Here is a 12559-nt window from a genome sequence, read left to right on the forward strand (position 1 = left end):
TAATAATATGAAAGAGCCAGTACAGAAACTGGAGCTTATGGAGGATGATTATGGATTACAAGACAGCCGGAGTGGATATTGAAGCAGGATACAAATCAGTAGAGTTAATGAAGGAACATGTAAAGAGAACTATGCGTGAGGAGGTTCTGGGGGGCCTTGGCGGATTTTCCGGAGCTTTTTCCCTGGCTAAGATCAAGGATATGGAAGAACCAGTTCTTTTGTCAGGTACTGACGGTTGCGGAACAAAGGTAAAACTTGCCATGGTTATGGATAAACATGATACCATCGGTATTGATGCAGTTGCCATGTGTGTGAATGATATTGCCTGCGCAGGTGGTGAGCCATTATTCTTTTTGGATTATATTGCCTGCGGAAAAAATTATCCGGAAAAAATTGCTGCTATTGTAGGCGGCGTGGCAGAGGGATGCGTACAGTCTGAGGCTGCCCTCATTGGTGGCGAGACAGCGGAACACCCGGGACTTATGCCTGAGGATGAGTATGATCTGGCTGGTTTTGCAGTGGGAGTATGTGATAAAAAAGAAATGATCACAGGTGAGAAGCTGAAAGCAGGGGACGTACTGATCGGTATGGCTTCTACAGGTGTGCACAGTAATGGATTTTCCCTGGTGCGCAAGGTGTTTGAGATGACAAAGGAATCTCTGGATACCTATTATGAGGAACTGGGAATGACTCTGGGAGAAGCTCTTTTAGCACCTACCAGAATTTATGTAAAAGCATTAAAGAGCATCAAAAATACAGGTGTCTGTGTACATGCATGCAGTCATATCACAGGAGGCGGTTTCTATGAGAATATTCCGCGTATGCTTAAAGAAGGCACCCATGCAGTAGTTGAAAAAGACAGCTATCCGGTACTTCCTATTTTTAAACTTCTGGCACAGAAGGGAAATATTGATGAGCAGATGATGTATAATACATATAATATGGGATTAGGAATGATTCTGGCGGTAGATTCTGCAGATGTGGATAAAACTATGGAAGCAATCAAAGCAGCAGGAGATACTCCATATGTGGTTGGACGTATTGAGAACGGAGAAAAGGGAGTGACCTTATGTTAAAGGTTGGCGTACTGGTTTCCGGCGGAGGGACCAATCTCCAGGCAATCCTGGATGCCATTGATAATGGAAAAATCACAAATGCAGAGGTTTCTCTGGTAATCAGTAATAATCCAAATGCCTATGCACTGGAGAGAGCGAAGAATCATAACATAGAGGCAGCATGTATTTCACCGAAGAAATTTGAAAGCAGAGAAGAATTTCATAAGGCGCTGCTGGCAAAACTTCAGGAAAGTGGTGTGGAACTGGTGGTGCTGGCCGGATTTTTGGTAGCAATTCCTCCGATGATAGTGGAAGCTTTTCCTAACAGGATCATCAACATTCATCCGTCATTGATTCCAGCTTTTTGCGGCGTGGGCTTTTATGGTCTTCATGTTCATAAAAAGGCGCTGGAAAGAGGGGTCCGTGTAACAGGGGCAACCGTGCACTTTGTAGATACCGGTACAGATACAGGACCTATTATTTTGCAGAAAGCAGTAAAGATCAAGCAGGGAGATACTCCTGAGATTCTGCAGAGAAGAGTAATGGAAAAGGCAGAATGGAAAATTTTACCAAAAGCTATTAACCTTATTGCAAATGGCAAGGTATCTGTAGAAGACGGAAAAGTACGGATAAGTTAAGCATAGGCAGAATACTGGCTGAAGAAACGTAGAGATTATCAGATGGACAAATAGAGTTCCGGGGCTTTTTCCGGAACTGACATAGATAAGGAGCAGATAAAATGAAGGTTTTGATCGTAGGCAGCGGCGGAAGAGAGCATGCTATTGCGTGGAGCGTGTCTAAAAGCCCAAAGGTAGATAAGATTTACTGTGCACCAGGAAATGCAGGAATTGCAGAGCTGGCTGAGTGTGTGGATATTGGTGCCATGGAATTTGACAGACTGGCAGATTTTGCCCAGGAGAAGGGGATTGATCTGACTATTATTGGTATGGATGATCCGCTGGTGGGTGGTATTGTAGATGTGTTTGAGGCAAAAGGACTGAGAGTATTCGGACCTCGTAAAAATGCAGCTATCCTGGAAGGCTCCAAGGCTTTTTCCAAGGATCTGATGAAGAAATATAATATTCCTACTGCTGCATATGAGAATTTTGATGATCCTAAAAAGGCTCTGGAATATCTTCGTACAGAAGCAAAGTTTCCGATTGTGCTGAAGGCTGACGGTCTGGCTTTGGGCAAAGGTGTGCTGATCTGTAAGGATCTGCAGGAAGCCGAAGATGGTGTAAAAGAAATCATGGAGGATAAGAAATTTGGTACTGCCGGAAACACCATGGTTATTGAGGAGTTTATGACAGGACGTGAGGTATCTGTTCTTTCCTTTGTGGATGGCAGCACCATACGTACCATGACTTCTGCACAGGATCATAAGCGGGCTCAGGATGGTGATCAGGGCTTAAATACCGGCGGCATGGGTACTTTTTCTCCAAGTCCCTTCTATACAGATGAGGTGGATGAGTTCTGCAGAAAATATGTTTATCAGCCTACAGTGGATGCTATGGCTGCAGAGGGAAGACCTTTTAAGGGGATTATTTTCTTTGGCCTGATGCTTACTGCGGATGGGCCGAAAGTGTTGGAATATAATGCGCGTTTTGGAGATCCGGAAGCGCAGGTAGTGCTGCCGCGTATGAAGAACGATATTGTAGAAGTAATGGAAGCCTGTATTGACGGCAAACTGGATCAGGTGGATCTGCAGTTTGAGGATAATGCAGCTGTATGTGTGGTTCTGGCCAGCGATGGATATCCTGTGAAATATGAAAAGGAAGTTCCGATGTATGGATTTGAAAACTTTAAAGACAAAGAAGGCTATTATTGTTTCCATGCAGGAACAAAGCAAAAGGATGGTCAGATTGTAACAAATGGCGGTCGTGTGCTGGGAATTACAGCAACAGGTAAGGATCTGAAGGAAGCGCGAAAGAACGCTTATGCAGCTACAGAGTGGATTTCCTTTGCCAATAAGTATATGAGACATGATATTGGAAAGGCAATTGACGAGGCATAAGGACAACCTTTACAATTTGAGATTATGAAAGAGAGATTGTCAGGATGGCAATCTCCTTTTTTATGCATATTAAGCACTTTTTACATGAATTACCTTTACTTATTAGATATTTTGTTATAAAATATAAAAGAATTGCAGTGAATGAATATCCGCTTGACTCTGCTCCATGGATAGCGGGGTATTGCAGATTATAATAGAATTGAGACAGAGAGGGTAAGACAATGGCAATCAGTAAAGAAGATGCAATCAAGGAATTACAGAACAGAGATATGGTATATGTGGCTTATTCACAGTTTACCAAGCTTCCATATGTGAAATGCGATGAGGAAACTTTTAATGATCAGGCATGGATCTTTTCCACAGAGGAAGGAATTAAAGAATTTGGAAAAAAACTTCTGGATGATAAGGTCCTCCTTATGGGTATGCGTTATGAGAAAAAAGATTATCCAAGGTTATATGGTACTTTTTATGCAATTGGTGTGAATACAGTAATGTGGGTAGATGGTGAGGAACAGGTAGAAATTGATCTGCCGGATATTGCAAAGCAGCATGATCTGAGCAAGATTCCGGAGGAGCATAGACCCCTTTTGAACCCTACACTGGAGTTATCTGGTATTTATTTTATGCAGGAGCTTCGCCGTCCGGTAGAGAAGGAACAGCATGGTAATCTCCGCGAACTTGAGGAGGAACTACTGGTAAATATGCGTAAATCACAGTATCTGGTTGCTATGGAAGTAAATGAAGAGGATCCGAAACAGATCCGTATTCCATATCTTAAGAATAAAAATGAGGAAATATTGCAGCCTGTTTTTACAGATGTGATGGAATTGGAGAAATTTACTAAGGGACGTAAGCTTCGGATTGCTAAAGTTCCGTTAAATAAGCTTCCGGAACTGATGATTCAGCAGGCGAAGGCTTATGTAGTGAATCCTATGGGATTCAATCTGGTACTGACAAAGGAACAGCTTGAAAAAATTATTGGATAATAAATGTAAAGAAAGTATCTGACACAGGGGATGCCAGGTGGAATATAAGATGCACATTATGCTGATGGTAAGCATAATGTGCATTTTTGGGTACAGATATATACGTCTGCTTATTTTGCGTCCGGTCACACATAATAAAAGAGGTTGAGAAAAAAGGTCTTTGCAAAACTGGTGGTTTGTGCTAGTATATGTGTAACATAAAAAGGAGTCGTATATGTATGGTGATTGAGATAGATTTCAGCAGTGATGAAGCAATATATATTCAGCTGACCAATCAGATCATCATGGGGATTGCCACAGCCAGGCTGCAGGAGGGGGATACACTTCCTTCTGTGAGACAGCTGGCAGATACTGTTGGCATTAATATGCACACAGTAAACAAAGCCTATTCACTGCTGCGGCAGGAAGGTTTTGTAACCATTGACCGCCGAAAGGGTGCAGTGATCTCTATTGATGTGAATAAGCGGAAGGCATTGGAGGATCTGAAACAGAATTTATCTGTGGCTCTGGCCAGAGGATGCTGCAAGAATGTGAGCCGTGAAGAGGTTCACCAGTTGATCGATGAGATATTTGATGAATATAAGATCTGAAAATTTGACTTGAATAAATAGCTATAAATTGGAGGTAATATGGATAATAAATTTACCAGACAGGCACAGAATGCCTTAAAACTGGCAAAAAATACAGCAAAATCCAGTGGACATGGTTATATTGGAACAGAACATCTGCTGGTGGGTCTACTTAAAGAGCAGGAGGGAACTGCGGGAAAAGTTCTTCAGGAGTTTGAAGTGGAGGAAGACAGACTGATGAAACTGATCAGTGAGCTGATTGCTCTTCCTCAGGGAGAAAACCTGACAAAGGAAACGGAAATTCTCAAGTACAGTCCCAGATCAGAACGGATTCTGAACCAGGCACATACAGATGCTGAAAATATGGAATGCAGTACAGGTACAGAGCACATTCTGCTGGCTTTATTAAAAGAGACAGATTGTGTGGCAACCAGACTTCTGTATACTATGGGAATAAACATTCAGAAGCTTTTTGCTGCTGTGCTCAGTGCTATGGGATTTGACGATGATGCGATTGCAGAGGAATTCCGTTATGTGCAAAATGCCCGGAACAGAAAAGTAACAGCTACTCCAACACTTGACCAGTACAGCAGGGATCTGACAGAGCTGGCTGCTGCAGGCAGACTGGATCCGGTAATCGGACGTGAGAAAGAGATTAATCGTCTTATACAGATTCTCAGCAGAAGGACCAAAAACAATCCATGTCTGGTAGGTGAACCCGGAGTGGGTAAGACTGCCATTGCAGAGGGGCTTGCCCAAAGAATTGTTATGGGAATGGTGCCGGATACTGTGCGGGATAAACGTCTGGTAGTGCTTGATCTTTCAGGAATGGTGGCTGGCAGTAAGTACCGTGGGGAATTTGAAGAGCGTATCAAGAATGTGATCCAAGAAGTAAGGGAGCATCAGGGAATTCTTTTGTTCATTGATGAAATCCATACTATTATCGGAGCAGGTGGGGCTGAAGGTGCTTTGGATGCCTCTAATATCTTAAAACCCGCTTTATCCAGAGGAGAGATTCAGCTTATTGGAGCAACCACTTTGGATGAATATCGCAAGCATATTGAGAAGGATGCTGCCCTGGAGAGACGTTTCCAGCCTGTGACTGTGGAAGAGCCTTCTCCTGAGGAGGCTTATGAGATCCTGAAGGGTCTTAGGCCATATTATGAGAAGCATCATGGGGTAAGGATTGAAGATACAGCGTTAGAGGCTGCAGTAAAAATGTCCCAGCGTTATATTAACGATCGCTTCCTCCCTGATAAAGCTATTGATGTGGTGGATGAGGCTGCTTCTAAAATACAGCTGGCAGGCTATAAGTCTGAACCGGAGTTGGAAAATCTGGAACAGCAGCTGGAGGCAGTGAAGGATGAGAAAGAGGAGGCAGTGAAGGCTGCAGATTTAGCCAGGGCAAAGGAAATTCATGCCCGGCAGCTGGAACTGGAGGCACAGATTGAGAAGCTTCATATAAAAGTGGAACGCAAAAATAACAGAAAGAAACTGGTGGTAGATGAAGCTGCTGTTGCAGGCATTATTTCTGACTGGACAAAGATTCCGCTTCAGAGACTGACAGAAGGAGAAACCAAACGCCTGGCGCGTCTGGAAAAGGAACTGCATAAGCGGGTGATCGGTCAGGAAGAGGCGGTAAAAGCTGTTTCTCAGGCTGTAAAGCGGGGCAGAGTAGGATTGAAAGATCCTAACAGACCTATCGGTTCATTCCTTTTTCTGGGTCCCACAGGTGTAGGTAAGACAGAGCTTTCCAAGGCTTTGGCTGAAGCTGTGTTTGGCAGTGAACAGGCTATGATCCGTGTGGATATGTCGGAGTATATGGAGAAGCACAGCGTGTCTAAAATGATAGGTTCTCCTCCTGGATATGTGGGTTATGAAGAAGGAGGACAGCTTAGCGAGAAGGTTCGCAGAAATCCTTACAGTGTGCTGCTTTTTGATGAGATTGAGAAAGCTCATCCGGATGTATTTAATATTTTGCTGCAGGTGCTGGATGATGGACATATCACAGATGCCCAGGGAAGAAAAGTGGATTTCAAGCAGACGATCATTATCATGACCTCCAATGCAGGAGCACAGGCTATTATGGAACCGAAGCATCTGGGATTTATGTCCGGAAATGATGAGAAGAAAGATCACGAACGCATGAAGGGCGGTGTGATGGAGGAAGTCCGCAGGATTTTCAAACCGGAATTTCTGAACCGTATTGATGAGATTATTGTTTTCCATATGCTGAATAAAGAACAGATTAAGAAGATTGTTACACTTCTTCTGAAAACGCTGGAGAAGCGCTGTGCAGAGCAAATGGATATCTGCCTGACTGTGACAGGTGCAGTAAAGGATTTTATTGTGGAAAAAGGCTCTGATAATAAATATGGTGCCAGACCTCTTCGACGTGCGATCCAGAGCAGAATTGAGGATGCGTTGGCAAATGAAATCCTGGAGGGAAAAATCAAACGAGGGGATCATGTTCAGGTGAGACTTCATAAAGAGGAAATCCTGTTCGAAGTAAAAAATTAACTCTACAGATCGGTCTGTATGACATATACTTTGTAAAATAAGTATTAAAATTCAGTATAGATACTGGTAAGATTTTAGGATTTATTATATAATAAATACAATTAATGCCGAAGAATTTGTCTGCTTTTGTCAGATGAGAAATATTTGGATGGGAAGTGTATCCCATATTGCGGCAAACAAAAGAGTCTTAGGGAGGACATAAGGAAATGGCAGTAGTAAAAGAATTAATCCGCACAGAAGAGAATGGAGCAATCAGCTTTGGTGATTATGAACTGGCACAGAAATCCAAGTTATCAGATTACCAGCATCAGGGCGATATGTATAAAGTGAAGACTTTCAGAGAGATTACCAAGCTGGAAAAAAACGGAATGTTCGTTTATGAATCTGTTCCGGGAACTTCAGTATTTGGTCTTGTTCAGAGTGCTGACCAGATGGATTTCCATGTAGAGGGACTGGAAGATGCGCAGATTACAGTAGAAATGGAACCGGATACAGAGTATGAAGTATTTATCGAACAGGCAAGTACAGGAAAAATGAAGACGAATCTGGGAGGGAAGCTTTCTTTCAGTGTGGAGCTTGGAAATGCAGCAAGAGTAGAAGTTAAGATTGTAAAATGTTAAAAAATAAAAAGACAGTTTATTTTTGCCAGGAGTGTGGCTATGAATCTGCCAAGTGGATGGGACAGTGTCCGGGATGCAAGGCCTGGAATACTTTTGTGGAAGAAACAGTTTCTGCTAAGAAAAATCCTTCCGGCAATTTAAAAGCATCAGAGAAAAGACAGGATCCGGTAATTCTGAAGGATATCAGCCTGTCTGAAGATGAACGACAGACAACACAGATAGGAGAACTTGACAGGGTGCTGGGAGGCGGTATCGTCCCCGGCTCCCTTGTTTTAGTGGGTGGCGATCCGGGGATTGGTAAATCTACCCTGCTTTTACAGGTGTGCAGAAACCTGGCAGAAAATCAGGTGACAGTTCTCTATATTTCAGGTGAGGAGTCTCTGCGTCAGATTAAACTGAGAGCTAATCGAATCGGAGATTTTAATGATAAAATGCAGCTTCTCTGTGAGACAAATCTGGAAGTGATCCGAGAGGTAATTGAGAGAAAAAAGCCAGATGTAGTTGTGATCGATTCTATTCAGACAATGTTTCATGAGGATGTCAGCTCTGCACCGGGAAGTGTATCTCAGGTCAGGGAGTCTACCAATATTTTAATGCAGATCGCCAAAGGTATGGGTATCTCTGTTTTTATTGTAGGACATGTGACAAAGGAAGGGAATGTGGCCGGACCGAGAGTCCTGGAACATATGGTAGATACAGTGCTCTACTTTGAGGGAGACCGTCATGCATCTTACCGTGTTTTGCGAGCTGTGAAGAACCGTTTTGGTTCTACAAATGAGATTGGTGTATTTGAAATGTGCAATACAGGACTGGAGGAAGTAAAAAATCCGTCTGAATACATGCTGAATGGAAGACCGGAAGATGCATCAGGTTCTGTTGTGGCATGCTCCATGGAAGGAACCCGTCCGATCCTGGTGGAGATTCAGGCTCTGGTGTGTCAAAGTAATTTTGGAATTCCTCGACGTACAGCAGTCGGTACAGATTTTAACAGGGTAAACCTGCTTATGGCTGTGCTAGAGAAGAAGGTTGGTATCCATTTGGGTACTTCGGATGCTTATGTGAATATTGCCGGAGGCATGAAAATGACAGAGCCTGCCATTGACCTGGGGATTTGCCTTGCTATTGTTTCCAGTTGTAAAGATGTGGTGATACCGGATAGGGTAATGGTATTTGGCGAGGTTGGTTTAAGTGGAGAGATCCGTGCAGTAAGCATGGCGGGACAGCGTGTGCAGGAGGCAAAGAAGCTAGGTTTTGAGACTGTTATGCTTCCGGAAGTATGTAAGTCTTCTGTGGGAAAGCCAGAAGGGATCAATCTGGTTTATGTGTCACAGATCCGTGATGCGATCAGTTATATTATGAGAAAATAGTTATTGGGGAATCCATAAATATTATTGCGGGTAGGAGAAAACGTTATGGCAGATGGAATCAATACAGTGATTTTTGATATGGATGGAGTGATTTTTGACTCTGAAATACTCGTGCTGAGCTCATGGAAAGAGGTGGCAGGGCGTCATGGAATTCAGGATGTTGAGAAGGTATGTCATGAGTGCCTGGGAACCAATAGTGCTGTGAGTAAGCAGATTTTTCTGAGACATTATGGTCAGGATTTTCCCTATGATGAGTATAAAGCGGAGATGGCGGAAGTGTTTTTTGCTCATGCATCTGATGGGAAGCTGGCAAAGAAACAGGGAGTTGAGGAACTGTTGAAATATCTGAAAGACAAGGGATTTAAAGTAGGAATTGCCAGTTCTACACGGGAGAAAATAGTACGCAGACAGATCTCGGAGGGGGGATTGCTGGAATATTTTGATCAGATCGTTGGCGGGGACATGGTAAAACATAGCAAACCGGAACCGGACATTTTTCTGGAAGCATGCGGGAGACTGGAATCAAAACCGGAAAATTGTTATGTGATAGAAGATTCTTATAATGGGATCAGGGCAGCACATGCAGCAGGAATGCATCCTATTATGGTGCCGGACCTGATGGAACCTACTGAGGAGATGAAGTCCCTTGCAGAACAGATTCTGGGATCCCTTTGCGCAGTGCAGGAATTTTTGCAGGAATCAGTCAGATAAATTCATTTGGTTTTAGAAGTGTCAGTAATTGAATAAAAAAGAAATCTGTTTTTTCTGGTGCTTATTTAAAAGCTTTTCCAGGAAAACAGATTTCTTTTTTTGTTATCTTAAGTTTTTGCTTATGAGAGAACTCCTGTTGACTGTAAAAACAAGATAAACATCATAACCGGTGCAACATAGCGGATCATGATACGATAAAGTTTTTTTCTGCGGAAATTTTTACCGTTTCGTTCCATTTCATCAATAACATAGTCAGGTGTCATGACCCATCCGATCAGAATGGTGGAAAGTAATGCGATAAATGGCATCATAACACTGTTACTGATGTAATCCATGATATCAAGCAGCTGTCCTGTAGAACCATTGGGCAGTTTCACTTCTACATAGAAAATGCTGTATCCCAAAGCAATAATCGCAGAAGCGGCAAGATAAACTGCAGATAAAACAGAAACAGTTTTCTTTCTGCCTGTGTGGAAAATTTCCATACAGTTTGCAACAATGGATTCCAGCACAGAGATGCAGGATGACAGTGTTGCAAAAATAGCAGTTACAAAAAAGAGGATTCCTACAAATATGCCTGCTTTTCCCATGGCTGCAAAGACCTTTGGGAGAGATACAAACATAAGGCTTGGACCGGCTCCCATTCCCTCTGTTCCGGAAAATACGAATACAGCAGGGATGATCATGGCACCTGCAAGAAATGCAACTCCTGTGTCAAAAATTTCAATCTGATTAACAGCCTTGTTTAAGTCAACATCAGGCTTTACATAAGAACCGTAGGTGATCATGATTCCCATGGACACGCTGAGAGAGAAGAACAGCTGACTCATTGCATCCAGCAGAATCTGTAAAAATCTCTGTACAGTAAGCCCCTTAAAGCTTGGAGTCAAATAATACAAAAATCCCTGCAATCCAGTGTGTACCTGACCGGAGGCATCTGTATGCTTAAGCGTCAGTGAGTAAATGAAAATGATGACAACGAGTACAAGAAGCACTGGCATCATCCATTTCGATACTTTTTCGATACCATTCTGAACACCATTGTATACAATAAATGCTGTTACACCCATAAAGAGAAGTGCAAAAAGAACCGGAGAAGCAGATGAAGTGATAAAAGAAGTAAAATAATCATCTGCTGCAGCGGCTTTTGCCTGTCCAGTCAGGTAGACTACAGCATATTTGGTGATCCATCCGCCGATAACAGCATAATAGGTCATGATAAGGACCGGTACCAGAAATGTAAGAATCCCCAGAAACTTCCATTTGGGATGCATTTCGCTGTAAGCTCCGATTGCACTTTTCTGAGTACGGCGTCCAATGGCGATGTCGGAGGTAAGAAGTGTAAATCCGAATGTAAGTACAAGAACAAAATAGATAATTAAAAATAATCCCCCTCCGTCTTTGGCTGCAAGGTATGGGAATCTCCATAAATTTCCCACTCCGACAGCACTTCCGGCAGCAGCAAGGACAAAACCAAGCTGTCCTGAAAAATGATTTGATTTCCTTTCCATAATAGATAATCTCCTGTATGATTTATGTTTGCATTAGTACGATAACATATGTTAATGTATAAGTAAAATGAATGTTTTTACTGTTATATATTAAAAAAAGTAATGGATAATGATAAGTAAAAAATGAGGTACTTTAAAATAAAGTGTTTTTATAGATTTAGGGTGACGCAGAAAAGGGGAAGAATAGTTAATGAAAGAAATAAGGGATCGATATGAGATTTTTTTAAAAGTATGTGAGACCGGAAACTTTTCTAAAGCAGCACAGGCACTGAACTATACACAGTCAGGTATTAGCCAGATGATGGCAGCTTTTGAAGAAGAACTGGGTGTGCAATTATTTGCAAGAGCGAAAAAAGGAGTAACGCTGACGGATAATGGAACGAGACTGCTTCCTTATATACAGGAGATGGCAAATCAGAAAGATAAACTCAGACAGGCAGCATTTAACATTAATCACAAAATAGAAGGAAAACTTCGAATTGGCAGCTTTTCCAGTATAACAGCATTGTGGATGCCGGACGTGATCCATTTTTTTAATGAAAATTATCCGCAGGTTGAAGTGCAGATTTTTGATGGAAACTATGATGAAATCAGAAACTGGATTATTCATGGACAAGTGGACTGCGGATTTTTGTCATCTATTGTTGCGGATGATTTGAAATTTTATCCATTGTGTGAAGATCCTCTTTGTGCAGTAATAAAGAAAGGACATCCTCTTGCTGAAAAAAGAAGTGTGAGACTGGAGGAGTTATTAGAATATCCGTTTATTATAGAAACGCCGGGGTGTGATAATGATATTTTGCATTTGCTGGAAAGCTGCAAAAAGAAACCGAAGACATCTTACAGTTTCCGGGATGATACGTTGATTATGGCATTTGTAAAAAGCGGGCTTGGAGTAACGATTTCTCAGGAACTGGTTATGAAAGCATTTGCAAATGATGTCGAGAGCAGACCACTTGAGCCGGGAAGGTCACGGATTATTGGATTGGCATTTGCACGGACAATGAATTCGGTTGTGACTAAAATTTTGGTGGAGTATTTTCAGCAAAATATGGAAGTTGCCTGTGGAGGCCGGAGGCCGGACGCCGGACGCCCCGAAAGGACAGCGGGTGGGGAGACTGGTTTCGGGAGCTAGAAACTCTAAGGCCCGGGAGATCAGCTAAAGGCGCTCGCAAATGGCGCAAACTCGCTTCGCTCAGACAGTGC

At 42.5% G+C, this 12559-nt stretch carries 11 protein-coding genes; 10 read left to right on the forward strand and 1 reads right to left on the reverse strand.

All coding sequences use genetic code 11. From position 1 onward, the window contains the following. Nucleotides 1–50 precede the first annotated feature (50 nt). The 9 genes from purM to ACTNDS_RS16045 all read left to right on the forward strand — a co-directional run bounded on the left by purM (nt 51) and on the right by ACTNDS_RS16045 (nt 9842). Nucleotides 51–1076 (forward strand): phosphoribosylformylglycinamidine cyclo-ligase, encoded by a 1026-nt coding sequence (gene purM, locus ACTNDS_RS16005; RefSeq protein ID WP_173743738.1) that lies wholly within the window; start codon nt 51–53, stop codon nt 1074–1076. Next, complete coding sequence (gene purN, locus ACTNDS_RS16010; protein ID WP_441036778.1) at nt 1070–1693, forward strand: phosphoribosylglycinamide formyltransferase; 624 nt, start codon at nt 1070–1072, stop codon at nt 1691–1693. Before purM ends, purN begins: the two co-directional genes overlap by 7 nt. 101 nt (nt 1694–1794) lie before the next feature. Further along, the gene (gene purD / locus ACTNDS_RS16015; RefSeq protein ID WP_173743740.1) at nt 1795–3069 is read left to right on the forward strand and encodes a phosphoribosylamine--glycine ligase; all 1275 of its coding nucleotides are present in this window, start codon (nt 1795–1797) and stop codon (nt 3067–3069) included. Nucleotides 3070–3290: 221 nt separating this feature from the next. Beyond that, a complete protein-coding gene (locus ACTNDS_RS16020) occupies nt 3291–4055 on the forward strand; it encodes an SseB family protein (RefSeq protein ID WP_019161100.1) in 765 nt (254 codons plus the stop codon). Nucleotides 4056–4273: 218 nt separating this feature from the next. After that, a complete protein-coding gene (locus ACTNDS_RS16025) occupies nt 4274–4645 on the forward strand; it encodes a GntR family transcriptional regulator (RefSeq protein WP_019161101.1) in 372 nt (123 codons plus the stop codon). Between the two features lie 39 nt (nt 4646–4684). Then, on the forward strand, nt 4685–7144 hold the full coding sequence (locus ACTNDS_RS16030) for an ATP-dependent Clp protease ATP-binding subunit (protein WP_441036779.1): 2460 nt from the start codon (nt 4685–4687) through the stop codon (nt 7142–7144). Nucleotides 7145–7350: 206 nt separating this feature from the next. Further along, complete coding sequence (locus tag ACTNDS_RS16035; protein ID WP_441036780.1) at nt 7351–7764, forward strand: endosialidase; 414 nt, start codon at nt 7351–7353, stop codon at nt 7762–7764. Continuing rightward, nucleotides 7758–9131 carry a DNA repair protein RadA gene (radA, locus tag ACTNDS_RS16040; protein ID WP_441036781.1) on the forward strand — a complete coding sequence of 458 codons (1374 nt, stop codon included), beginning with the start codon at nt 7758–7760 and terminating at the stop codon, nt 9129–9131. Before ACTNDS_RS16035 ends, radA begins: the two co-directional genes overlap by 7 nt. 45 nt (nt 9132–9176) lie before the next feature. Further along, nucleotides 9177–9842: an HAD family hydrolase gene (locus ACTNDS_RS16045; RefSeq protein ID WP_173743744.1), complete on the forward strand. Its 666-nt coding sequence runs from the start codon at nt 9177–9179 to the stop codon at nt 9840–9842. A gap of 119 nt (nt 9843–9961) precedes the next feature. On the opposite strand, the gene ACTNDS_RS16050 is transcribed toward ACTNDS_RS16045, so the two are convergent. Next, nucleotides 9962–11353: a sodium-dependent transporter gene (locus tag ACTNDS_RS16050; RefSeq protein WP_441036782.1), complete on the reverse strand. Its 1392-nt coding sequence runs from the start codon at nt 11351–11353 to the stop codon at nt 9962–9964. Between the two features lie 190 nt (nt 11354–11543). On the opposite strand from ACTNDS_RS16050, the gene ACTNDS_RS16055 reads away from it, so the two are divergent. Continuing rightward, complete coding sequence (locus ACTNDS_RS16055; protein ID WP_441036783.1) at nt 11544–12488, forward strand: LysR family transcriptional regulator; 945 nt, start codon at nt 11544–11546, stop codon at nt 12486–12488. Nucleotides 12489–12559: the final 71 nt, after the last annotated feature.

The sequence above is a fragment of the Blautia sp. HCP3S3_C12 genome (assembly GCF_052064155.1).
Lineage (GTDB): Bacteria > Bacillota > Clostridia > Lachnospirales > Lachnospiraceae > Blautia_A.

Excerpts from the sequence above, each read along its gene's own strand:
- purM (WP_173743738.1), top strand. The coding sequence starts at position 51 with ATGGATTACAAGACAGCCGGAGTGGATATTGAAGCAGGATACAAATCA.
- purN (WP_441036778.1), top strand. The coding sequence starts at position 1,070 with ATGTTAAAGGTTGGCGTACTGGTTTCCGGCGGAGGGACCAATCTCCAG.
- purD (WP_173743740.1), top strand. The coding sequence starts at position 1,795 with ATGAAGGTTTTGATCGTAGGCAGCGGCGGAAGAGAGCATGCTATTGCG.
- ACTNDS_RS16020 (WP_019161100.1), top strand. The coding sequence starts at position 3,291 with ATGGCAATCAGTAAAGAAGATGCAATCAAGGAATTACAGAACAGAGAT.
- ACTNDS_RS16025 (WP_019161101.1), top strand. The coding sequence starts at position 4,274 with ATGGTGATTGAGATAGATTTCAGCAGTGATGAAGCAATATATATTCAG.
- ACTNDS_RS16030 (WP_441036779.1), top strand. The coding sequence starts at position 4,685 with ATGGATAATAAATTTACCAGACAGGCACAGAATGCCTTAAAACTGGCA.
- ACTNDS_RS16035 (WP_441036780.1), top strand. The coding sequence starts at position 7,351 with ATGGCAGTAGTAAAAGAATTAATCCGCACAGAAGAGAATGGAGCAATC.
- radA (WP_441036781.1), top strand. The coding sequence starts at position 7,758 with ATGTTAAAAAATAAAAAGACAGTTTATTTTTGCCAGGAGTGTGGCTAT.
- ACTNDS_RS16045 (WP_173743744.1), top strand. The coding sequence starts at position 9,177 with ATGGCAGATGGAATCAATACAGTGATTTTTGATATGGATGGAGTGATT.
- ACTNDS_RS16050 (WP_441036782.1), bottom strand. The coding sequence starts at position 11,353 with ATGGAAAGGAAATCAAATCATTTTTCAGGACAGCTTGGTTTTGTCCTT.
- ACTNDS_RS16055 (WP_441036783.1), top strand. The coding sequence starts at position 11,544 with ATGAAAGAAATAAGGGATCGATATGAGATTTTTTTAAAAGTATGTGAG.